Here is a 21,847-nt window from a genome sequence, read left to right as displayed (position 1 = left end):
GGCGCGGGGATCCGGTACGGCTTACTCGTACTGCATCGCCTCTTCCATGTTCCCGAACAGGACCACGGTGTTCTCGTCGACCATGACCATGCGCCCGTAGTGGGTCGAGGTCGAGATCTCGAAGATGTGCGGCGTCATCTCGCGCCCCAGCGTCTCGGCGATCTCGTCCATCTTGAACTCGATGCGCCCCTCGCCGTCGATGCGGATCATCGCGGGCATGTAGGTCACGCGGATGCCCGGCTTGGAAGCCATCAGCTCGGCGATCGCGCGTGCCTCGACGCTGTCGTTCATCGTCACACCGCATTGGTGGGACACGGTTTCCTCGAAGGCCAGATCCTTGAAGGCCTTGAAGATCGAACCGCTGTTCGTGGTAGCTGACATGGTGTTGTCCTTGATTCAGTGGGGTCGGAGAACGTCAGGCGGACAGCGAGGCCGGCAGCGCCACGCCGATCTGCTGCGAGATGGCCTTCATGCGCTCGACGGCCGCCGCATAGGCCTCCTCGAACTGCGCCACCTTGGTCCGCGGCAGCGACCAGATCGGCTGCAGGTTCTTGGCGGCATGCACCGCGAGATCGCCGTAGCGCGTCAGCCAGTCGGCGAACAAGGCCTTGTTGTGGTTGCCGTGAGCGGCATCCGCCGTGAGCATGTGGAACAGCTCGACGGAGTTGGCGAGGTTGCGCTGGAAATCGCCCTCGGCCGAGGACACCACGGTGGGCGTCAGGAAGTCGTTCTGCGCGGCGGCGGCCTGCATGAAGAAGCCGCTGCGGAACAGCTCGCCGATGAGCGGCTCGAACACCACGTTCACGGCGAAGTACTTCTCGAGGTAGTCCGTCGCACCGCCGATGGCCTCGATCAGCTGGCGCGTGGGCTGCCAGATCGGATCTTCCAGCCACTGCGTCTTCCCGATCTCGGCGTCGAAGCCCTCGATGTCGAGGCCGATGTCGCCGAGGTAGAGCGTGATGTCCTGGGCAAAGCGCAGCTTGTAGGACGAGTTCGTCAGGATCGCCGAGTTGATCATCTGCGTGTAGCCGTAGCGCTGGGCGTGCATCAGCGACGTGCCGAGCCCGAACTCGGCGTGCTTGTACGCGCCGAGGTGCTTCTCCAGGACCTTGACCCAGGTCTTGTCGTAGCGCTGCGCGGCGCCCGAGCGGCGCGCGTTCTCGATGGCCTGCGAGATCATCCCGACGATCGTCGACTGGCGCTGGTAGTGGGTGCGCTCCCATTCCTCGTCGACCGAGCGGTAGACGTGCCAGTCGCTCGAACGCGCGGCCGTCCACGACTCCGTGTAGGTGGTGTCGCCGTTGCCGAAGGACATGATCCAGTCCTGCAGCAGGTAGCGCTTGGGGTCGGGCTGCACGTCGAGGGTCATGTCCTCGTAGTGCGTCGCCTTGCGGCCCTTGGGGGTGAAGTAGTTGTACTTGCGGCTGTCCCAGCCCGCGAAGCGCGCGGAGCCGGCGGCACCCGTCGCGGTCGACGGGGTCTCGGGGGTCGTGTTGCTGGTGGCTTGGCTCATGTCTCTCTCCTGATCAATGAACGTTGTTGGGTGCGCTCGCGCTGGCCTGGGTGAACTTGTCGACGTAGGTGCGGTCCAGCGCGACGCCGAGGCGTTGCAGGACCGGCAGCAAGGCGTCGACCATCGGCGGCGGTCCGCAGGTGTAGGCATCGACCTCGCCGGGCTGGGGACGCTCGCGCTGGATGCGCTCGACGGCCTCGTGCACGAAGCCGGTCTCGCCCTGCCAGGCGTCCTCTTCGGTCGCTTGCGACAGCACCGGGATGAACTCGAAGTCGGTGAGCTTCTCGGTGATGGCCGCGAACTCCTCGACGAAGAAGAGGTCCTTGCGCGTGCGGGCGCCGTAGTAGAAGCGGATCGGCCGTTGTTCGCCGCTCTCGATGTGGTCCTGCAGGATCGACCACAACGGCGACATGCCGGAGCCGCCCCCCACCAGGACCATCGGACCCGGACGCTCTTCCCGACGGAAGCAGCTGCCGTAGGGCCCCTTCAGCGTGACGGGCGTGCCCGGCTTCAGGTCGCCGTCGAGCAGCGACGAGAAGGCCCCTTCCGGATACTTGCGGATGATGAAGCGCACGGTGTCTTCCGAGCTCTGCGTGCTGGCCATCGAGTACGAGCGCGTCACACCGGCCCCGGGCACGGTCAGTTCGACGAACTGGCCCGCCCAGAACTTGATCGGCTGCTCGATCTTCACTTCGAGCATGCGGATGTCGTGCGTCAGCGCGGTCACCGACACCAGCGATCCGTCGAAGGACTTGATCGCGATCGAGCGACGCATCGCGTCCTCGTCGTAGTTCAGCAGTTCGACCGTGAGATCGCTGTAGGCATAGGTCCGGCACAGCAGCACCTGGCCGGCATCCCGCTCGTAGTCGGGCAAGGCGAACGTGGAATGGCCCTCGACCTCGGCGTCGCCGTCCAGCACCACGCACTTGCAACTGCTGCAACGCCCTTCGCGGCAACCGTGGGGCAAGGCGATGCCCTGCCGGAACGCCGCATCCAGGACCCACTCCCCCTCTTCCACCTCCATCTCGACGCCGACCGGCTCGAAACGAACGGTATGGACTGTTTTTGCAGACATGTCTGTCCCCGAATAATCTTGTCCGTCCCGGGCGGCGCTGCCGCCCGGGACCACTGAGAACCGCGTCAGAACGGCTTGATCTTGAAACCGGCGCGGTAGGAGGCGATGTGCTTCTCGCGCGCCTCGGGCGTCATCTCGCGCAGCAGCACCAGCGGGCTCTGGAGCTGATGGCCCTTGACGTGGTCCAGCGTCCACATGTGCTTGTCGTCGAAGCGCAGGTGGGGCTGCGAGACCAGCGTCTTGCCGTCGGAACGGACGAAGCCGAGGTCCTTGATCGCATCGGCCAGGTCCCAGCCGTGGTAGCACTCCTCCCACTCGCGACGACCGCTGAAGCGGCCCATCGCCGGCGTCGGGCGGCCTTCGTACTCGGCAGCGAACGCGGTCTTGTGCGTCCAGCGGCACAGCTCGGAGCAGTAGGTGAACAGCTTGCCGTCGACCTCGTCGACCACCAGCTCCTCGCGAATCACCGCGGGCACCATGCAGCTCCAGCAACGGTGCGGGTAGACGTAGCCGTTCTCCTGGTCGAACAGCATGTTGGTCTCGCCCGGCACGCTCTTGCGCTCGTACCACTTCCAGAAGTCACCGAACTCCGCGTACCAGCCCGGGTACTTGTGCTCGAACCACTCGAAGTCCTTCTCGGTCTGGGCCTCGATGCGCCAGAAATTGGCCGGCCAGCCGACCGCGAAGAACTGCGCGACCTTGTGCACGTAGTTCTTCTTGACCAGGCGGTCCCACGCGGCCGACACGTCGTCGTGATGGATCTTGACGCCGTACTTCTCGAGCGGGAGCAGGTAGGTGCGGTAGTAGTCCTCGTAGATCCAGCGGTGCCAGAGCTCGGCGTAGGACTCCTTGTTCTTGCTGCGGTCGGTGGTGCCGTACTCGATGATCGTGCCGATGGCGGCGTCGACGATCGCATGGTTCTGCCAGAACGCGTAGCGGATGTCGCGCTCGAGCAGCAGGTGGTTGTCCGGATCGTTGACCACCGACATCAGCAGCGAGTGGCCGTTGCCGATGTGGCGCGATTCGTCCGACTGGACCGACAGGAACACCGACGAGAGCGCGTAGTCGCCGTTGCGCGCCGCCTCGGACGGCATCGCGACGAACAGCGTGTTGGTGAAGCCCGTCTCGGCCACGACCTGCAGGTAGATGTTCGCCGCCGTCAGCGCGTCACCGGTCAGGAAGCCCTCGGCGAACTGGCGGCCGATGGTGGTGGCGTAGCACTTGCCGAACGCGGCCTCGGTGATGTCGAAGCCGGCCGGGTCGATGTAGTTCTCCATGTACCACTTCTTCAGGTTCATCTGAATCGTGGAATGGCGGAACTCGTCGACCATCTGCATCGTGAAGCCGGTGCGCAGCTCCTCGCCCGGAGCAAGACGACCGAGCATCGACATGGAGCGCGCCGCCGAGATCTCGGGGAAGGGGATGATCGCCAGGAACAGCTTCATCCACTCGACCCAGCGCGGCTTGGTATTGCGGAACATGTCGCCGCGCAGCGCCGCGTCGAGCGCGCCGTAGACACGGTTGTCCTTCTCTTCCTGCATCGGGAAGTAGGAGCGCAGCACCTGCTTCATCGGGTCGCGAGGGGCCTTGCCGATCTTGTAGTCGGTCGGGAAGGTCATCGCCTCCTGGACATAGCTGGGCTGCCATCCGAGGTCGGCGATGCGCCGAGCCGCCTCGGCCACGCTGATCCCTTTCTGGGACGTGATCTTGTTGAGCGTCAAACCTGCTGACATGAAGGTCTCCTTTACTGCTGATCCGTTCGGATCGGTTTGCTGTGCGTCGAGGCTGCGCGGTCGTGCCGCCAGCCTGTCCTGGGGCCTCGGCCCCTCCTCTCCATAGCGATCGCTGTGCCACTGCTCGCAATCCCTAGCGAGCCGCCCTTCTTCCCCGTAGAAGGCGCCAGCGGCGCGCCGTTCGACATTTCGCGGCCGTTTCGTTCTGGGTCAGAGACGACCGCGGTGCGTCCGAGCGTGAGACGCGCCGTCATCAGGGTCGCGCGACACCCGAGGCCGGCCGGCGGGACAGCGCGTGGCACGACGACGACCTTCAGATCGTGGCCACGACGCCGGCGGGCGCCTCGGCGGCCTTGTCGCTGCCGTCCGGCGCCGCATGCTGTGCCACATAGCGCGCCGCGAGCACCAGCGTGCCGATGGCGAAGTCGCGGCCGTGGGCCGCGCTCATCGCGTTCGAGATCTCGGCGATCTGCTGGAAGTAGTTGTCCTTCGATTGCGTCTCTTGTTCGTCGTTCATGTCGATGACTCCTTCTCTGATGGCGGCCGCGCCATTGCGGACCGGTGATTGCTGAACACGGGGTCGGGCAGTTCGATCCAGCCCAGCCAGCCGTCCTGCGTGCCGAAGGCCAGCCGCTGGCCGTCGGGCGACCAGGCCAGCGCCGACGGCGCGCCGCCGCCCGCGCCCTTGAGCAGCAGGAAGCTGTCGCTGTCGGGCTGGCACAGCGTGACGGCGCCGCTGTGGTAGCCGGCGGCGATCACATGAAAGCGCGGATGGCAGGCGACGCACGCGACCGGCGCCTTGCTCTGGATGCCGCACTCGCGCGGTGCCTGTGACGAACCGGGCCGCGCGAAGTCCCAGCACACCGGCCGCAGCGCCCCGCTGGTGGCCAACTGCTCGCCGTCGGGCGTGAACGCCAGCGACAGCGGCTGGCCCGGATAGCCGGCCATCTCCATGTCGCCGCCGTCCTGCACGCGCCAGCCATGCAGCGCGTTCTCCTGCATGCCTGTGACCACGTAGCGCCCGTCCGGACTCCACGCGATCGCGCGGTGGTAACCGGGCCAGACCAGGCGGCGTGGCAGCGAGGCCTCGTGCCACAGCGTCACCCCGCCGGAATGGGCGACCCCGAGCGTGCGCCCGTCGGGACAGAACGCGAGCGCCGTCGCCGACGCCGGCAACTCGATCTCGTCGATGCCGCCGTCGCGCCAGCGCGCCACGCGCTTGCCCCCGGCATAGACCACGTCGCCGGAGCGTCCGCAGGCCACGGCGTCGATCCACAGACCCTCCATGCGCGCCAGCTCCTCGGGCTCGGCGCCGGGCCGCACGCGCACCACGCGACCATCGTCACCGCCGGTCACGAAGCCCCCCGACCCATCGGAAGCGAGCGCGTGGCAGCTTCCTGCATGGGCCGTCACGACGGCCGGAGCCACGGCCGCCGCGTCGGCCGGCACCAGGCTCACGCCGCCGCCCTGGCGCGGTTCGAGACGCGGACCCTGGGGCCAGTGCGCATCGGCGAACGCGACGCGGCCGTCTCCCATCGCGTAGGCCGCGGTGCGGCCGTCCGGACCCCAGCAGATCGACACGATCGGAGCCTTCAGGTCCCACTGCGTGCCCAGCACGTCGAGCAGCGGCGGATTCATCGCTTCGTCCTCCGGAGTGGCATCGTCGGCATCACGGCGTCACCTCCACCTGGGCCAGGCACTGCTCCAGCTGCTCGCGCAGCGCGATCGAGTTCAGGTCGCGACCGATGAACACCAGCCGCGATCCCCTCGCTTCGCCAGGCTTCCAGGCGCGGTCCATGCCGCTGTCGACCGTCATGTGCACGGACTGGAAGACGAAGCGCTTCTCGCTGCCGCGCAGCGACACGATGCCCTTGCCGCGCAGCAGGTGCTCGCCGTTCTCGCGAACGAAACGCAGCAGCCATCCGACGAACAGGCTCGGGTCGAACGCCTGCTCGATGCTGAGCGACACGCAGCGCAGGCCGTCGCCGTGCTGGCCCTCCTCGACCTCGACGTAGGCGTGTGGCACACGACCGATGCGGCCGCGCTGGATCTGCAGTGGCGGAATGCGCAGGCGCGAGAGGTCGAAGGCACCGCGTCCGATCAGTCGGTCGAGATCGATGTTGCCGCGCTCGCATCGGACCAGCTCGGCCGTCGGGTTGACGCGTTCCACGGCGATCTCCGACACGGCGAGCTCGTCCGCCTTGACGAGGTCGCACTTGTTCAGCAGCACCAGGTCGGCCTGCGCCAGCTGCGCGGCGGCCTCCGGGGCGGCGCGCAGCTGCGCCGCGAGGTGGCGCGAATCGGCCACGCAGATCACGCTGTCGGGCTGCGTGTGCTGGCGCAGGAAGTCGTCGAAGTGCAGCGTCTGGATGACCGGCGCGGGGTCGGCCAGCCCGCTGGTCTCGATGATGATCCCGTCGAAGCGTCCGGGCCGCCGGATGAGCCCGCTCATGACGCGGATCAGGTCGCCGCGCACGCGGCAGCAGACGCAACCGTTGTTCAGTTCGTGCACTTCCTCTTCGGCGCCGACGACCAGCGAGCCGTCGATCCCGAGTTCGCCGAACTCGTTGACGATCACGGCGTAGCGCCCGCCGACGGTGCCGTGCAGGATGCGGTTGAGCAGGGTGGTCTTCCCGGCACCGAGGAAGCCGGTGATCACGGTGACGGGGATTCTCGAGTTCATGCTCATGCTGTGGGGTCCTTGTCTGCCGGACAGCGGCGTCGTGCGTCCGCTTGCCACGTTCTTCGTTTCAGTCGACCGTCGGCACACGTTGTGCAAGCCGAGGGTCGGCCCCAATGCGCAATCGCTATGCCATCCGCCGCCCGCAGCGGCGATCGCGCGATAAGTGCTTGATCGATCTCAGGATTCGCACGGGGCCCCGCGGTTTCCCCCTAGACCCCGGGTCGCATGCGTGTCGCGTTTTCGGACACTCGGCCGGGTCACCTCCGGCGGGCTCTCCGAAGGTGCTTTCCCTAGTAATTAACGGACCACCACCTGCTGGCGGATGGGCGCTGGAAAACTCGTCTCGCGTCGTGCGGCGATTCGCACGAAACGACGAAGGAGACACATCCATGAAGACCATCGCTATCTCGCTGATCGTGCCGACCGGGGAGTGCAACGAAGAGGACGGGCGCGTCCCGAAGCTCGATCTGCCGCTCTCGCGGCGCGAGCTCCTGAAGGGCTCCGGCGTGCTGATGGGCACGCTCGCCACCGGCACCCTGCTCGCGTCCCTGGCTCCGTCCCCCGTGTGGGCCGTTCCGATGGGCAAGCTCAACGAGGCGGAAGGCCGCACGTTGCTGACGCTGGGCCGCGTCCTGTACCCGCACAAGAAGCTCGACGACGCCGTGTACGCCCTGCTCGTCAAGGACCTCGATGCCAAGGCGGCCGCCGACCCGAAGTTCGCCAAGCTGCTCAAGGACGGCGTCGCGAACCTAGATCGGCTCGCCGGCGGTCGCTTCGAGAAGGCCGCGGCGGAGAAGCAGCTGTCGATCGTGCGCTCGATCGAGAAGACGCCCTTCTTCATCACCGTGCGCGGCCAGTGCGTCACCTCGCTGTACGACAACGACATGGCCTTCGCCGCGCTGGGCTACCCCGGCTCCGCCTGGGAGAAGGGCGGCTACATCACGCGCGGCTTCCAGGACCTGACCTGGCTGCCTGCGCCTCCCACCGAAGCGAGCCCGCCGCCCTACATGGGCTGAGCTCGCTCGTCGCCAAGACATCCCAGCTAACGCGAGGCAAGAACCCCCATGAAGACATTCGATTTCAACGACGACGCGGTGGTCGTCATCATCGGCTCCGGTGCCGGCGGCGGCACGCTGGCCAACGAGCTGTGCCAGAAGGGCATCAAGGTCGTGGTCCTGGAAGCCGGCGCGATGCAGTCCAACGCCAGCTTCATCAACGACGAATGGAAGTCCTTCAGCCAGCTCGCCTGGCTGGACAAGCGCACCACCTCGGGCAACTGGCGCGTCGCCAAGGATTTTCCGAACCTGCCCGCCTGGATCTGCAAGACGGTCGGCGGCACGACCACCCACTGGGCCGGCGCGTCGCTGCGTCTCCAGGAACACGAGTTCAAGACCCGAACGACCTACGGCAACGTGGCCGGCGCGAACCTGCAGGACTGGCCGCTGACGCTGTCCGAGCTCGAGCCCTTCTACGCGCGCGCCGAGGACAAGATGGGCGTGACGCGCACCCACGGCATCCCGGGGCTGCCGGGCAACAACAACTTCAAGGTGATGTACAGCGGGGCCACCAAGCTCGGCTACAAGGAAGTTCACACCGGCAACATGGCGATCAACAGCCAGCCGCGCGACGATCGCGCGCGCTGCCTGCAACTGGGCTTCTGCTTCCAGGGCTGCAAGAGCGGCGCGAAGTGGAGCACGCTCTACACCGAACTGCCCAAGGCCGAGGCGACCGGCAACTTCGAACTGCGCCCCGAGAGCCACGTGACGCGCATCGAGCACGACGCGAAGGGCAAGGTGAGCGGCGTCGTCTACTTCGACAAGGACGGCAAGGAACAGCGCCAGAAGGCCCGCATCGTGGCCGTCGCCGGCAACTCGATCGAGACCCCGCGCCTGCTGCTGCTGTCGGCCTCGAAGATGTTCAAGGACGGACTGGCGAACCGCTCGGGCCAGGTGGGCCGCAACTACATGCGCCACGTGACCGGCTCGGTGTACGGCCTGTTCGAGAACCCCGTCCACATGTACCGTGGCACGACGATGGCCGGGATCGTGCGCGACGAGGCGCACAACAACACGAAGCGCGGTTTCGTCGGCGGCTACGAGCTGGAGACGCTGTCGCTCGGACTGCCGTTCATGGCCGCCTTCCTGAACCCGGGCGGCTGGGGCGCCGACTTCACCGAGTACATGGAGAACTACACGCAGCTGGCCGGCATGTGGATCGTCGGCGAGGACATGCCGCGCGAGACCAACCGCGTCACGCTGCACAAGACGCTGAAGGACAAGTGGGGCAGCGCGATCCCCAACGTCCACTTCGACGATCACGAGAACGACGTCAAGCTTCGCGAGCACGCCTTCACGCAGGGCCAGCGCGTGTACGAGGCGGCCGGCGCCCGCAAGTCCTTCCGCACGCCGCCCTACCCGTCGACGCACAACCTCGGCACCTGCCGCATGGGCGCTTCCGCCAGCACCAGCGTCTGCAACTCGTACGGGCAGACGCACGACATCGCGAACCTGTTCATCTCGGACGGCAGCCAGTTCACCACCGGCGGCGCGGAGAACCCGACGCTGACGATCGTGACGCTCGCGATCCGGCAGGCCGAGTACATCGCCAAGCAGATGAGCGCCCGGGCCATCTGAGCGACAGCCGCACGGCGGGCGCGTCGACCAGGACCGACACGCCCGCCTTACCGACCGGTCCGGCCCCCGGACCCCACACGAATGACATCGGACGCGCCCTGGCGCGCCACGCTGCTCCAAGGAGACAGAACCATGCTTTCCCAGTTTGAGAAGTTCGGAGGGGGCGCGCGCGGCGCAGTCAACCTCCTGACCTCGGCCCTGCCCATCGCCATCATCGGCGGGCTGCTCTACGCCGGCTTCTTCGTGAAAGCCGAGGCCGTGATCAAGAAGGTCGAGCCGAAGGCGGTCGAACGCCGCGACAACTTCTTCAGCATCGCCACGCCGAACGACCAGGTGGCCTGGGCGGCGGGCAGCGGCGGCAAGATCGTTCACACGGTCGATGGCGGCAAGAGCTGGCAGCGGCAGTCGACCGCGACGCTGGAGAACCTGCAGGGCATCGCCGCGTGGGACGCGATGCATGCGGTGGCGGTGGGCAACAACGGCGTCATCCTCGTCACCAGCAACGGCGGCAGCCTCTGGTCCGCCGCGACGCTGCCGAGCTCGGGCAACCCGAACAAGCTGTTCCGCGTGCGCATCTTCGACGGCGTGGCCTGGGCGGTCGGCGAGTTCGGCGCGCTGCTGCGCTCCGACGACAAGGGCAAGACCTGGACGCGCGCGCTGCCCGAGAAGGACCGCGCGTGGAACGCCGTCCACTTCGTCGGCCAGACCGGCTGGCTCGTCGGCGAGTTCGGCGCGGTGATGCGCACGACCGATGGCGGCGCCACCTGGACCGACATCGAGGCGAAGAACAGGATCAGCCTGATGGCGGTGAGCTTCCGCGACGCGCAGCACGGCGTCGCCGTCGGCCTGACGGGAACGCTGCTCGTCACGAACGACGGTGGACTGACCTGGACTGACGTGGAGCGCCCGACGCGCGAGCACCTGCTCGACGTCATCTGGGACGAGAACCGCTGGACCGCGGTCGGCGACAAGGGGGTCGTGGTGAGCTCCGACGCCGCTGCGCAAGCCTGGAAGGCGCGCCGCCTCGCGGACGGCGACGTCTCGTGGCGCACCCAGATCGCGAAGTCCGGCCCGCGCTACTACCTGGCCGGCGCCAACCTCGCCGTGCTCGAGGGCGAAACACTGACCGTCGCCGGTCGCTGACAAGAAAAGAACCGAGGAGACGGCTGTGAAGAATGCAACGTTCGGAAAAATCGAGAAGGCGTTCGAGCGCCTGATCCGCTACCGCCGCTGGGTGGTGCTGACGGTGGCGCTGCTGACGGCGGTGATGGGCTACCTGGCCACCCACGTCGAGGTCAAGACGATCTTCAGCGATCTGCTGCCGAAGGATCACCCCTACGTGGCGGTGAACCAGAAGTTCAAGTCGACCTTCGGCGGCTCGAACATGGTCAGCATCATGGTCGAGACGGAGCACGGCGACATCTTCGACCCGAAGGTGCTGCAGAAAGTGCAGAAGCTGACCGTCGGCCTGCAGCAGGTCGACAGCGTCGACACCTACCAGATCGTCTCGATCGCCTCCAAGAAGATCAAGGAGGTGCGTGCATCGACCGAAGGGGTGGAGTCGCGCCCGATCATGTGGCCCAACCTGCCGCAGTCGCCGGCCGAGATGGCCGTGCTGAAGGAGGCGGTGCTCAACAACCCGCTGATCTACGGCCCCTACGTCTCGATGGACCTCAAGGCCACGCTGATCACGGCCGACTTCCTCGACGGCGAGATCAACTACAGCAAGGCCTTCGACCAGATCATGTCGCTGGTGAAGGACGCCTCGGCCGACGGCGTGAAGGTGCGTGTCGTCGGTGAGCCGGTGTTGTACGGCTGGGTCAACTTCTACCTCGACGAGACGCTGCAGATCTTCTTCGCCGCGATCGCCTCGCTAGTGCTCATCCTCATGCTGATCACGCGCACCTGGCACGGCACCCTGCTGCCGCTGCTGGCTGGCGTGGTGAGCGCGATCTGGGCGCTCGGGGCCGCCAAGTTGATGGGCTTCCACCTCGACCCGCTGGTCATCGTGGTGGCCTTCCTGATCACCGCGCAGGCGATCTCGAATTCGGTCCAGCTGATCTCCCGCTACGACGACGAGATCGCCAACGGCGCGACCAGCTCGGCCGCGGCGGCCATGGCGAGCGCGAAGAACCTGTTCAAGCCCAGCATGCTGGCGATCGTGGCCGACGCCGGCTGCGTGCTGGTGGTGGCTCTGACGCCCATTCCGATGCTGGAGAAGATCTCCTACATCGGCACCGTGTGGATCTTCTCGATCCTCGTCAGCGCGCTGCTGCTGACGCCGGTGATGCTGTCCTACTTCAAGCCGAAGCAGAGCTTCGTGCACCCGCTGAACATCCGCCCGGCGCTCGACGGCGTGCTGCGCGTCTGCGCAAGCATCGTCACCACGCGCTGGCGCTACGGCGTGCTGGGCACCGCGCTGGTGGTGTTCTTCGTCTCGGGCTGGTACGCCTTCAACCTCAAGGTGGGTGACGCGAACCCCGGCTCGCCGATCCTGTGGCCGGACTCCTCCTACAACCGCGACGCCACCGACATCAACCGGCAGTTCCAGGGTTCGGACCGCATGTTCGTGGTGGTCGCCGGCAAGGAGAAGGGCGCGCTGCGCGAGCCGGAAGTGCTCAGGAGCATGAGCGACTTCCAGCGCTACATGGAGGCCCAGCCGGAGGTCGGCGGCAGCATCTCGCTGGCCGACGTGCTGCCGCAGGTGCGCCGCGTGCTGCGCGAAGGCAACCCGATGTACGCCGAGCTCGGCAACGACGCCAACGAGAACGGCGAGCTGACTTACATGTTCGTCTCCGGTTCCGACCCCGGCGACATGGACCGCTACGCCGATGCCGACGCGAAGAACGGCGCGGTGACGCTGTTCTTCCGCGACCACCAGGGCGAGACCATCCGCACCGCGATCGCCCGGGTGCAGGACTACGTGGCCCAGAACGCGATGCAGAAGGCGGACTACCTGCTGGCCGGCGGCCTGGTGGGTGTGCTGGCGGCGGTGAACGAGGTCATCCTCGCCGGGCAGATCGAGGCCATCGCGCTGGCGCTGCTGGTGCTGGTGGTGTGCTGCACGGTGACCTACCGCTCCACGGTAGCCGGCGTGTTCTTCATGATCCCCGTGATGCTGTCCAACACCATCACGTTCAGCTACATGGCGTGGCAGGGCATCGGGATGAACATCAACACCCTGCCCGTCGTCGCACTGGGCATCGGCCTCGGCGTCGACTACACCTTCTACATCGTCGACGGCATCCGCGAGGAGCTTCACCACTCCGACAACGTCGAGGCCGCCATCATCAAGGCGCTCGGCAGTGCCGGCCGCGGTGTGCTCATCACCGCATTGACGCTGATCACCAGCGTCGGGCTCTGGAGCTTTTCGTCGCTGCGGCTTCAGGCCGACATGGGCCTGCTGATCGCGCTCTGGCTGTTCATCTCGGCCTTCAGCGCGCTCTTCATCATGCCGGCGATCGTCTACGTGTTCCGACCCGCCTTCATCGTGGGCAGCAAGCAGCGCCCGATCGAGCGCGCCGATTCCGCAGTGGTTGTGTGAGGGCGCCAGCCACTCGCGACGGCGTCGCTCCGACGGCGCCGTGCGGATTCGTGCTGGCTAATTTCTAGTGAAAAGACGAAAGGAACGGAGACATGAAACGAAACAAGCGCTTCAAGCAAATCCCGGGGATCGCTCTCGCAGCGGCACTGGGTGGCATGGCGACCTCGACGGCGCACGCCGCCACCGAGGAGGCCAAGAGCAATGCCGACGACGGCGACTACTCCTTCGCGCTGTCCGGCTACGCCCGTGGCTGGGTGTCGATGAACCTGCAGAACCAGCCCGAGCTGGAGCAGCAGGGCAAGAAGAGCCGCGGCAAGCTCTCGATGGTGCGCGGCTCCGTGCTGCTCGACGCCGACGCGAAGACCGGCCCGATCAAGTGGAAGGCGATCACCCGCCTGGACCGCGAGTACAAGACCAACTACCTCGAGGACCTCGAGGACCTGCGCGCCACCAACGGCACCACCGGTGGCGAAAGCATCATCAAGAACTACAACAACTTCGATGTGCGCGAGTTCTGGGCCGAGACCAACCTCGGTGACCGCACCACGGTCAAGTTCGGCAAGCAGCAGCTGGTGTGGGGCGAGTCCGACTTCTTCCACGCGATGGACCTGGTGCACGGCTACGACCTGAGCTGGCGCCTGTTCTTCGAGGGCGAGAACGAGGAGTGGCGCAAACCGCTGATCCTGCTGTCGACCAAGATTCGCGTCCCCGAGGCCAACGGCATGCTGGCGGCCTACATCCGCCCGGGCTGGGACCGTTGCCAGGACATCGGCAACACCTACGACGTCGGCGGCGGTCGCTGGTTCTTCCAGCCCTACCGCGGCTTCGACCTGCACGAAGTGACCAACAAGAACTGCAGCCACCCGGCGGGCGACTTCCGCGATGCAACGGGCGGTGTGCGATGGGGCGGCGAGGCCTTCGGCCTGAGCTACTCGCTGGCCTACCTGAAGACCTTCTCGGCCGACCCGGTGGCCAATTCGGCCTCGCCCGGCAAGAGCTACGAGGGCGTGGCGGCCACCGGCGGCGTGTTCGATCTGATCCACCCGAAGATCGACGTCTTCGGCGCCACGGTGAGCGGCTACAGCGACACGCTCGACGCGGTGCTGAGCGCCGAGGTCGCCTACACGAAGGACCAGCCGTACAACGTGGGCAGCGGGGCCTTCAACGCCGGCAACTTCGCCTCGGGCGTCGGCAATCCGGGCATCGGCCTGAACGGCGTGAAGCTCAAGGACACGCTGACCACGATGCTGCGGATCGACAAGAACCTGAAGTTCGAGGGGCTGCTGGGCACGAGCCGGCCGTCGTTCTCGTCCATTCAGCTGTTCGACACGCAGATCCTCAACTACGAAGACAGCGATGACCTGGTCCGGCTGTTCGCGTACGGCTCGAAGATCAAGGAACACAGCACCATCCTGACGGCCTTCACGGTGCTGAACTACAAGAACGACGAGATCAACCCGGGCTTCGCCATCGGCTTCGACCTGAGCAACGGCGGCGGCTTCGCGATCCCGAGCGTGGCGATGACCTTGTCCGACAAGTGGGTGGCCAAGGTCGAAGCCGACCTCTTCTGGGACGGCGGCAAGAGCAACAAGACGCAGTTCAGCGGCGAAGGTTCGCAGCTGTTCGGCTACTTCAGCAAGGCCAGTCAGCTGGTGTTCCGCCTGACCCGGCAGTTTTGATCACAGACAGGAGACATGAAGATGAAAACCGGAACGAACATGACCAATCGACGCAGCGTGCTGCGCACCGGCTTCGGCGGCGCCGTGGCCCTGGCGGCGGCCCTGGTGGCCACCCCCGCGATGGCGAAGGAGCTCGAGGCAGGCTTCGTCATCAACAAGGGCAACTTCGACAGCATCAAGAACGACACCTTCGAAGGCAAGACCATCGCGAGCATGGTCCCCGAGAAGCTGGAGTGGATGATCAGGAACTACGACCTGACCATCAAGCTGGCGAACTCGAAGAAGATCGTGATGGACCCGAAGTACGTCCAGGCGACCAAGGACGGCGCCAAGGACGTGAAGTTCAACACCGCCGACCGCACCGTGTCGGGCTGGAAGGCGGGCATGATGTTCCCGCCCGAGTCCATCAAGATGGACGACCCGCATGCGGGCGACAAGGTGATCTGGAACCTGCGCGCCGCCACCTACGGCGCCACGATGGACCTGCGCGACATCGCCTGGGCCTTCCTCGATGCGAAGAAGGGCTACGAGCGCGTCCAGGCCTTCCAGTCGCGGCGCTACTACATGGAAGGCCGGCTCGACGGCGGGCCGGTCTCCGAGGGCGACGGCACGGTCGCGCAGAAGACCTACTTCGTCGCGACCTACCCGCAGGACATCCGCGGGCTCGGGCTCTTCTCGGTCCGCTACAACCAGGCCGACTCGAAGAAGCCCGACGACTCCTACGCCTACCTGAAGTCGGTGCGCCGCACACGCCGTCTCTCCGGCGGCGCGTGGATGGACCCGATCGGTGGCACCGACCAGCTGTACGACGACTGGGACATCTGGGACGCCGCCCCGACCAAGTACAAGTCGAACAAGCTGATCGAGAAGCGCTGGGTGCTGGCCATCGCGCACAGCCCGGAGATGAGCGTGGACGTCAAGCAGCCCTGGACCGATCCGGCCAAGCGCTTCCCGCGCATCGGCATCGACATCCCGCCGCACTTCAACCCGGCACCGGACATCGGCTGGGAGCCGCGCGAGGTGTACGTGGTGGAGGGCACCTGCCCCGACGAGCACCCGTACAGCAAGAAGGTGGTGTACATGGAAGTCGACTTCCCGCGCCCCTACCTCGGCTATGCGCTGGACCGCAAGGGTGAGTTCTGGAAGATGTTCATCTTCCAGAACCGGCCCGACGTCGGCGACGACGGCTACAAGGCGGTCATGCCCGTCATCGGCCACATCATCGACGTGAAGCGCGGTCATGCCACCAACTGGTCGTCGAACATGAAGTCCAACCCCAAGGGCGTCAAGGAAACCGACGTGGCGCTGAACATCCTGGAAGAGGTCGCGACCGGGACCGGGAAGTAAGCAGCTCCGTTGCTGCCAGGGGCCGCCGGGTCGCCGCGTTCAGGCTCTGCCTCGAACGCCGGCCCGGCGGCCTTTGCACTTCGCGCACGGCTCCGGCGTCCGCCGCACGGCGCGCCGGGCACCGCGCCACAACGACCGAACATGAGACAGAGAGACTTCGTGAAGCCCCTGACCGCCGCAGCCGCCTTGCTGTGCTACCTGGTGCCGGCACACGCCGACGACGGCATCAGCACCGATCGGCCCGATTTCGTCGAATCCAGCCAGGTGGTCGGCAAAGGCCGGTTCCAGCTGGAGACGGGACTCGCCCGGGAGCGCAGCGACGATGCGTCGGGGACCCGGCTGAGGGTCGACTCGACACCGACGTTGCTGCGCCTGGGTGTCAGCGACACGGTCGAACTGCGGATCGAGACCGACGGCTACCAGAGGTCCCGATCCGTGGACGCGGCCCCCTCGCGCGTCACGCGCGAACGGGGCGTTGCGGACACGTCGCTCGGCATCAAGTGGCACATGCAGGATGGCGATCAGGCGTCGGGGCGCCCCGCCATCGCCTGGCTTCTGCATGTCGACGTGGACACGGGATCGGCCGCGTTCCGCGGCAACGGGCTCCGCCCCTCCTTGCGCGTGGTCGGCGAATGGGAGCTTGCCGACGAACTGTCGGTGGGCGCCATGGGCGGTTTCGCGGTGGATCGCAACCCCGACAGCGGGCGGTTCGCTACGGGCATCCTCGCAGTGACCGTGGGCAGGTCTTGGACCGATCGCTTCCGCACGTTTGTCGAACTGGCGGGCCGGCAGCTCGCCTCCTCGCGCCACGGGGGGTCGGTGGTGAGCTTCGACGTGGGCACCGCGTATCTCCTGAGCCCCTCGGTCCAGGTCGATGCCGTGGTCTCGCGCGGGATCACCCACACCTCACCGGACTGGGAGTTCGGTGCCGGACTGTCGATCAAGTTCTAACCCAGGAGACTGCTTCCTCATGAAGATACGCACCCTCCCCCTCAGCGTCGCGGGCTTCCTGCTCGCGACCGGCAGTTGCTTCGCTGCAGGCGCCCTGTCGGTCGAGCGCGAGGTCACGATCGACAACTCGCCGGCCACCGTCTGGAAGCTGGTCGGCAATTTCAACGCCATCGACGTCTGGCACCCGTCGGTGCTCAAGAGCGAACTCAAGGGCCAGGCCGGCCAGGCCGGCGCCCGGCGGCTCCTGACGCTGGACGATGGCGCCACGCGGCTCGAGAAGCTGCTGTCGTACAGCGCGGCGCAGCGCAGCTACAGCTACGCCATCGTCGAGAGCGCCCTGCCGGTCGCCAACTACAAGGCGACCCTCACGCTCACACCGGCCGAAGAGGGTCGCACCCTGATGAAGTGGCGCGCGACATTCGACGCCAACGGCGTCAGTGACGAGGAGGCCACCACGATCATCGGCGGCCTCCACGACGCCGGGATGGCCAAGGTGCGTGCCAACTTCAAGCCGCAATGATCAGGAGACTCAGCACATGAACACCCACCTCCGCAACGCCGCCGCGGCGGGTCTGCTGATGGCCATGGCCGGTCTCGGCCGTGCCGAAGGCGCGATCTCGTTCTCTCGCGACATCACGATCGATCGATCGCCGGCCACGGTCTGGAAGTACGTCGGCGACTTCAACGCGACCGACCTCTGGCACCCCTCGGTCAGGAACAGCACGCTCAAGGGCAACGGCACCAGGCCGGGCGCGATCCGCACCTTGAAACTCGTCAGCGACGGCGAAATGGTGGAGAAGCTGCTCGCCTACGACGCCGCGAAGACCCGCTACACCTACACCACGCTGAAGAGCCCGTTCCCGATCAAGAACTGCGTCTCGACCCTCTCGGTGAGTCCCACGGCCGATGGCAAGACGCTGCTGACCTGGAGCGCCAGCTTCGATGCGGTCGATGTCGACGAAGACATCGCGACCGAATGGGTCGGCATCGCCTTCGACGGCGGGCTGGGCAAGGTGGCGACCCATTTCGAGAAGGCACCGTAAGCCCGCTTGTCGGTCGGACGCCTGCGGCGCCGATGGCCGGCGTCCAGCAATCGGACGGATGGACCCGCAGCACGTCCTGGAACACGACGCTCGCCCCGCAGGCAGCGCGGCCGCGCGGCGCGCCCTCCCCTTGAGCAGGACCGCGCCTAGGCATCTGGAGCATTGGCATGCGATTCGCACGGGTCGGCTCAGGGTGAAAACCCGGCGACCCGACATGACAGGAGGCCCACCATGCCCGATCCCGCAGCCGACGACCCCGACGAAGCCACCCGCTACCAGCTGCGATTCCAGTCGCTGTTCGATGCCGGCCGTGCCTACGCCTTCCCGTGCGACGCCGCGGGCCAGGTGCGCATGGACGGGCTCGGCGAGCACGAGCGCAACAGCTACCTGTACGCGCGCGCGCTCGTGGGTCGCGATTTCGCCGTGCCGCGCGTGTACGCCCGCCGACGCCCCTGCTGACGCCGACGCGGCCCGCGGCCGCGAGCCCCGTTCAGGGAATGAGCACGGCGCGCCCCTGGATCATGCCGTGGTGCAGGTCGAGCAGCGCCTGGTTGGCGTCCTTCAGCTTGTACTCGCGCGTCGCCAGGTGCACCCGCCCGCGATCGGCCAGCGCCATCAATTCGACCAGCTCCGGATAGGTGCCGACCAGGTTGCCGACGATGCTCTTCTCGCTCGTGATCATGTCGATCGCGGGCAGCTCGATCTTGCCGCCGTAACCGACGATGTAATAGGTGCCGGCGTTGCGTGTCATCGCCAGGCCCTTGGGGATGGCCTCGCCCTCGCCGACGAAGTCGATGACCGCCTGGGCGCCCTTGCCCGCCGTGAGCTCGAGCACGCGCTCCAACGCCTGCTCGTCCGCCTTCACCAGATGGTGGGCGCCACACGACTTGGCCAGTTGCAACGCGGCGTCGGCACGGTCGACGACGATGATCTCGGCGGCGCACAGCGCCGCCAGCACCTGGATGCCGATGTGGCCCAATCCGCCGGCGCCGATGACGACCGCGTACTCCCCTGGCAGCAGGTGACGGGACGCCTTCTTGGCCGCCCGGTAGGCGGTGAGCCCGGCGTCGGTGTAGGGAGCCACGTCCTTGGGAGCCAGCGTCTTCGGCAGCTTGATGAGCGAGCGCTGGTCGGTGCGCAGGTACTCGGCATAACCGCCATCGGCATTGATGCCGGGAAAGCGGCTCCCGTCGGCGTGCATGTCATCGCCGCGCCGGCAGGCCAAGCAGTGGCCGCTGGTCACGAGCGGGTGGCAGATCACCGGGTCGCCGACCTTCATGCCGCTCACCGCCGAACCCATGGCCTCGATCCAGCCGGCGTTCTCGTGACCCATGATGTAGGGCAGCTCGACGCTCACCTTGCCGCGCCAGAGGCCTTCCACCACGTGAAGGTCGGTGCGGCACACGCCGGCGCCGCCGATGCGCACGATGACGTCGGTCGGGCCCTCGATCTTCGGATCGGGCACGTCGCCGTAGCGCACGAAGCTGTCGCCGCTCAGCGACTCGTTGTACTGGTGAAGCACGGCGGCCTTCATGGCGTCTCCCGGTGTCGTGGTCTGAGTCGGTCAGCGTTCGATCAACTCGCGTCGACCGTCTTCGAGCTTCTGCCGGATGTGCGTCGCGTCGGTCGTCGCATCGCTGGTGCGCTTGGACAGCGCACGGATCTCGCCGGCGATGACGGAGAAGCCGCGGCCCGCATCGCCGGCCCGCGCGGCTTCCACCGCCGCGTTGATCGCGATCAGGTTGGTCTGCTGGGCGATCCGTTGGATCGTGCCGACGATGTCACCGATGTCCTTCAGGCTCGATTCGAGCTGGGCGTTGTACTTGAGGCGCTGCCGCTCGGCCTCTTCCCGATCCCGTTCGGCCTGGATGTCGGCCAGGGCGCCGACGGCGCGCAGCGCGGTGCCGTCGGCGGCCCGCTGGGTCTGGCCACGGGCCCGGAACCAGCGGTACCGATCGTCCCGGCATCGCAGCCGGTAGCAGACGTCGTAGGGCGTGCGACCCGTCTTGTCGGTCAGGTGCTGCAGGAAGGCCGTCATCGTCCCGTCCTTGTCCTCCGGGTGCAGACGCGATGCCCAGCTGTCGAGCACGTTCGGGAACTCGGCCTCGTCGGCGAAGCCCAGCAAGCGGCGGAACTGCGGCGACCACCAGAACGCGTTGCGGGGGTTGACCGGATCGCCGGCGACGACGGCCAGGTCCCAGACGCCGTCGTTGACGATCTCCCGCGACAGCTCGAAGCGCGTGTGCGTCACGTCGAGCTCCCGCTGGAGCTTCAGGTCGTCGTCGATGGGAATGAGCGTGCCCGCCACCCGCAAAGGCGTGCCGTCGGCCGACCGGAGCGTCTCGCCGCGTGCGCGGAACCAGCGATGGACGCCGTCCCTGCAGCGCAGGCGGTAGGTCACGTCGTACGGCGTGCGTCCGGAGCGGTCACCCATGTGAGCGGCGAAGGCCTGCAGGGTGCGCTGCTTGTCCTCCGGGTGCAGCAGGTCCGACCAGCTGGACAGCACGTCGGGAAAGTCGTGTTCGTCCTGATAGCCGAGCAGCCTGCGGAACTGCGCCGACCAGAAGAACGGGTTGCCGGCACCGGCCGCGTCATCGGCGGGCACTTCCATGTCCCACAGGCCTTCTCCCGAAGCGCGGCGGATCAGGTCGAAGCGCATCCGCAGGCCTTCGATCTCGGCCTGCGACGCCGCAACCTGCCGACGCAGCAGCTCCAGCTCGGCGCCCTTCTCGTCCGGTTCCTGCGGCGCTTCCCTGCGAGCGCGGAAGAAGGAAACTCTCATCGCCATGGTCGGGCCCTCATGCGAAGCGGTCCTTCCAGGCCCGCAGTGCGGCGAAGACCGCCACGTCGTCCATCGCATGGCCGAGCGCGGCCCGGCGCCGGGCCGCGCTCGCCACGCCCGGATCCTGGCAGCGCAGGAAGGGGTTGATCAGGCGCTCCTGCTTGATGGAGCTGGGCAGCGTGGGCTCGTCGCGGGCTCGCAGCGCCAGGCAGCGATCGAGGTGCTCCATCACGTCGCGATTGCCGGGCTCGACGGCGTTAGCGAACCGCAGGTTGCCCACCGTGTACTCGTGGGCACAGCACACCAGCGTGTCGCCGGGCAAGCCGGCGAGCCGATCGAGCGACGCGAACATCTGCGCCGGCGTGCCCTCGAACAGGCGCCCGCAACCGCCGGAGAACAGCGTGTCGCCGCAGAACAGCAGCGGACGGCCGTCGAAGTCTTCCGCGTAGTAGGCGATGTGCCCCGCGGTGTGCCCGGGCACGTCGATCACGCGAAAGCGCACGCCCAGGGCGTCCACCTCGTCGCCGTGCAGCAGCCGGATGACGGGCTCGGGCAGGCGCTCGCGCGCGGGTCCGTAGACCCTGGCGTTACGCACCGATCGGAGGTGGTCGACGCCACCGGTGTGGTCGTCGTGGTGGTGGGTCAGCAGGATCCCTTCGAGGATCAGGTGGTGCTTGTCGAGGTAGCCGAGCACGCCGGCCGACTCGCCCGGGTCGACGACCCACGCGCGGTTCCCGACTCGAAACAGCCAGATGTAGTTGTCGGCAAAGGCCTTGATCGACACGAGGGCGTGCACGGTGCTCTCCTGGCAGCGCTGAGCAATCTCACGGAGCCGCGCGGGACCTGATCGAGGTCGGACGCGCG

General features: G+C 67.0%; 20 protein-coding genes. 10 read left to right on the top strand and 10 right to left on the bottom strand.

Annotated elements, in window-relative coordinates; genetic code table 11:
• Positions 1-21: 21 nt before the first annotated feature.
• The 7 genes from ASC67_RS15945 to ASC67_RS15915 form a co-directional block, all read right to left on the bottom strand.
• Positions 22-381 (bottom strand): MmoB/DmpM family protein, encoded by a 360-nt coding sequence (locus ASC67_RS15945; protein WP_056323478.1) that lies wholly within the window; start codon positions 379-381, stop codon positions 22-24.
• A gap of 34 nt (positions 382-415) precedes the next feature.
• Complete coding sequence (locus ASC67_RS15940) at positions 416-1,513, bottom strand: aromatic/alkene monooxygenase hydroxylase subunit beta (protein WP_056323473.1); 1,098 nt, start codon at positions 1,511-1,513, stop codon at positions 416-418.
• A 13-nt stretch (positions 1,514-1,526) separates the two neighbouring features.
• Positions 1,527-2,588, bottom strand: a complete 1,062-nt coding sequence (locus tag ASC67_RS15935) for an NADH:ubiquinone reductase (Na(+)-transporting) subunit F (RefSeq protein WP_056323469.1) — start codon at positions 2,586-2,588, stop codon at positions 1,527-1,529.
• Between the two features lie 65 nt (positions 2,589-2,653).
• Positions 2,654-4,321, bottom strand: coding sequence for an aromatic/alkene/methane monooxygenase hydroxylase/oxygenase subunit alpha (locus ASC67_RS15930; protein WP_056323465.1), 1,668 nt, complete (start codon positions 4,319-4,321; stop codon positions 2,654-2,656).
• A 313-nt stretch (positions 4,322-4,634) separates the two neighbouring features.
• Positions 4,635-4,838, bottom strand: a complete 204-nt coding sequence (locus tag ASC67_RS15925) for a hypothetical protein (protein ID WP_056323461.1) — start codon at positions 4,836-4,838, stop codon at positions 4,635-4,637.
• Positions 4,835-5,959: a WD40 repeat domain-containing protein gene (locus tag ASC67_RS15920; RefSeq protein ID WP_056323457.1), complete on the bottom strand. Its 1,125-nt coding sequence runs from the start codon at positions 5,957-5,959 to the stop codon at positions 4,835-4,837. The genes ASC67_RS15925 and ASC67_RS15920 overlap by 4 nt, the downstream gene beginning before the upstream one ends.
• 31 nt (positions 5,960-5,990) lie before the next feature.
• Positions 5,991-7,010 (bottom strand): GTP-binding protein, encoded by a 1,020-nt coding sequence (locus tag ASC67_RS15915; RefSeq protein WP_235566360.1) that lies wholly within the window; start codon positions 7,008-7,010, stop codon positions 5,991-5,993.
• Positions 7,011-7,393: 383 nt separating this feature from the next.
• Here ASC67_RS15915 and ASC67_RS15910 point away from each other — a divergent pair, with 383 nt between their 5' ends.
• The 10 genes from ASC67_RS15910 (at position 7,394) to ASC67_RS15865 (ending at position 18,660) form a co-directional block, all read left to right on the top strand.
• Positions 7,394-8,020 (top strand): twin-arginine translocation signal domain-containing protein, encoded by a 627-nt coding sequence (locus ASC67_RS15910; protein WP_235566359.1) that lies wholly within the window; start codon positions 7,394-7,396, stop codon positions 8,018-8,020.
• A 48-nt stretch (positions 8,021-8,068) separates the two neighbouring features.
• The gene (locus ASC67_RS15905) at positions 8,069-9,637 is read left to right on the top strand and encodes a GMC family oxidoreductase (RefSeq protein ID WP_056323452.1); all 1,569 of its coding nucleotides are present in this window, start codon (positions 8,069-8,071) and stop codon (positions 9,635-9,637) included.
• Positions 9,638-9,769: 132 nt separating this feature from the next.
• The gene (locus ASC67_RS15900) at positions 9,770-10,780 is read left to right on the top strand and encodes a YCF48-related protein (protein ID WP_056323447.1); all 1,011 of its coding nucleotides are present in this window, start codon (positions 9,770-9,772) and stop codon (positions 10,778-10,780) included.
• A gap of 25 nt (positions 10,781-10,805) precedes the next feature.
• Positions 10,806-13,181: an RND family transporter gene (locus ASC67_RS15895; RefSeq protein ID WP_056323442.1), complete on the top strand. Its 2,376-nt coding sequence runs from the start codon at positions 10,806-10,808 to the stop codon at positions 13,179-13,181.
• Between the two features lie 92 nt (positions 13,182-13,273).
• A complete protein-coding gene (locus ASC67_RS15890) occupies positions 13,274-14,860 on the top strand; it encodes a DUF1302 family protein (RefSeq protein WP_056323437.1) in 1,587 nt (528 codons plus the stop codon).
• A 21-nt stretch (positions 14,861-14,881) separates the two neighbouring features.
• A complete protein-coding gene (locus tag ASC67_RS15885; RefSeq protein ID WP_056324194.1) occupies positions 14,882-16,207 on the top strand; it encodes a DUF1329 domain-containing protein in 1,326 nt (441 codons plus the stop codon).
• Between the two features lie 159 nt (positions 16,208-16,366).
• The gene (locus tag ASC67_RS15880; RefSeq protein WP_235566358.1) at positions 16,367-17,158 is read left to right on the top strand and encodes a transporter; all 792 of its coding nucleotides are present in this window, start codon (positions 16,367-16,369) and stop codon (positions 17,156-17,158) included.
• Positions 17,159-17,177: 19 nt separating this feature from the next.
• The gene (locus ASC67_RS15875) at positions 17,178-17,678 is read left to right on the top strand and encodes an SRPBCC family protein (RefSeq protein WP_056323433.1); all 501 of its coding nucleotides are present in this window, start codon (positions 17,178-17,180) and stop codon (positions 17,676-17,678) included.
• A gap of 16 nt (positions 17,679-17,694) precedes the next feature.
• Positions 17,695-18,201 (top strand): SRPBCC family protein, encoded by a 507-nt coding sequence (locus ASC67_RS15870; RefSeq protein WP_056323430.1) that lies wholly within the window; start codon positions 17,695-17,697, stop codon positions 18,199-18,201.
• 231 nt (positions 18,202-18,432) lie between these two features.
• A complete protein-coding gene (locus ASC67_RS15865; protein ID WP_056323425.1) occupies positions 18,433-18,660 on the top strand; it encodes a hypothetical protein in 228 nt (75 codons plus the stop codon).
• Between the two features lie 31 nt (positions 18,661-18,691).
• On the opposite strand, the gene ASC67_RS15860 is transcribed toward ASC67_RS15865, so the two are convergent.
• Genes ASC67_RS15860 through gloB form a run of 3 tightly spaced genes read right to left on the bottom strand, consistent with a single transcriptional unit; the run spans position 18,692 to position 21,779 of the window.
• A complete protein-coding gene (locus ASC67_RS15860; RefSeq protein ID WP_056323420.1) occupies positions 18,692-19,735 on the bottom strand; it encodes an NAD(P)-dependent alcohol dehydrogenase in 1,044 nt (347 codons plus the stop codon).
• Between the two features lie 30 nt (positions 19,736-19,765).
• Complete coding sequence (locus ASC67_RS15855; RefSeq protein ID WP_056323413.1) at positions 19,766-20,989, bottom strand: PAS domain-containing protein; 1,224 nt, start codon at positions 20,987-20,989, stop codon at positions 19,766-19,768.
• A 10-nt stretch (positions 20,990-20,999) separates the two neighbouring features.
• Positions 21,000-21,779: a hydroxyacylglutathione hydrolase gene (gene gloB, locus ASC67_RS15850; protein ID WP_056323409.1), complete on the bottom strand. Its 780-nt coding sequence runs from the start codon at positions 21,777-21,779 to the stop codon at positions 21,000-21,002.
• Positions 21,780-21,847 lie beyond the last annotated feature (68 nt).

It is taken from the genome of Methylibium sp. Root1272, from assembly GCF_001425905.1.
In the GTDB taxonomy this organism is placed as follows: Bacteria; Pseudomonadota; Gammaproteobacteria; order Burkholderiales; family Burkholderiaceae_C; genus Methylibium.
The sequence above is the reverse complement of the archived record's forward strand: the minus strand, read 5'-3'. Positions and strand labels throughout refer to the sequence as shown.

Coding starts and splice junctions, on each gene's coding strand:
- ASC67_RS15945 (WP_056323478.1), bottom strand. CDS start 381: ATGTCAGCTACCACGAACAGCGGTTCGATCTTCAAGGCCTTCAAGGAT.
- ASC67_RS15940 (WP_056323473.1), bottom strand. CDS start 1,513: ATGAGCCAAGCCACCAGCAACACGACCCCCGAGACCCCGTCGACCGCG.
- ASC67_RS15935 (WP_056323469.1), bottom strand. CDS start 2,588: ATGTCTGCAAAAACAGTCCATACCGTTCGTTTCGAGCCGGTCGGCGTC.
- ASC67_RS15930 (WP_056323465.1), bottom strand. CDS start 4,321: ATGTCAGCAGGTTTGACGCTCAACAAGATCACGTCCCAGAAAGGGATC.
- ASC67_RS15925 (WP_056323461.1), bottom strand. CDS start 4,838: ATGAACGACGAACAAGAGACGCAATCGAAGGACAACTACTTCCAGCAG.
- ASC67_RS15920 (WP_056323457.1), bottom strand. CDS start 5,959: ATGAATCCGCCGCTGCTCGACGTGCTGGGCACGCAGTGGGACCTGAAG.
- ASC67_RS15915 (WP_235566360.1), bottom strand. CDS start 7,010: ATGAGCATGAACTCGAGAATCCCCGTCACCGTGATCACCGGCTTCCTC.
- ASC67_RS15910 (WP_235566359.1), top strand. CDS start 7,394: ATGAAGACCATCGCTATCTCGCTGATCGTGCCGACCGGGGAGTGCAAC.
- ASC67_RS15905 (WP_056323452.1), top strand. CDS start 8,069: ATGAAGACATTCGATTTCAACGACGACGCGGTGGTCGTCATCATCGGC.
- ASC67_RS15900 (WP_056323447.1), top strand. CDS start 9,770: ATGCTTTCCCAGTTTGAGAAGTTCGGAGGGGGCGCGCGCGGCGCAGTC.
- ASC67_RS15890 (WP_056323437.1), top strand. CDS start 13,274: ATGAAACGAAACAAGCGCTTCAAGCAAATCCCGGGGATCGCTCTCGCA.
- ASC67_RS15885 (WP_056324194.1), top strand. CDS start 14,882: ATGAAAACCGGAACGAACATGACCAATCGACGCAGCGTGCTGCGCACC.
- ASC67_RS15875 (WP_056323433.1), top strand. CDS start 17,178: ATGAAGATACGCACCCTCCCCCTCAGCGTCGCGGGCTTCCTGCTCGCG.
- ASC67_RS15870 (WP_056323430.1), top strand. CDS start 17,695: ATGAACACCCACCTCCGCAACGCCGCCGCGGCGGGTCTGCTGATGGCC.
- ASC67_RS15865 (WP_056323425.1), top strand. CDS start 18,433: ATGCCCGATCCCGCAGCCGACGACCCCGACGAAGCCACCCGCTACCAG.
- ASC67_RS15860 (WP_056323420.1), bottom strand. CDS start 19,735: ATGAAGGCCGCCGTGCTTCACCAGTACAACGAGTCGCTGAGCGGCGAC.
- ASC67_RS15855 (WP_056323413.1), bottom strand. CDS start 20,989: ATGGCGATGAGAGTTTCCTTCTTCCGCGCTCGCAGGGAAGCGCCGCAG.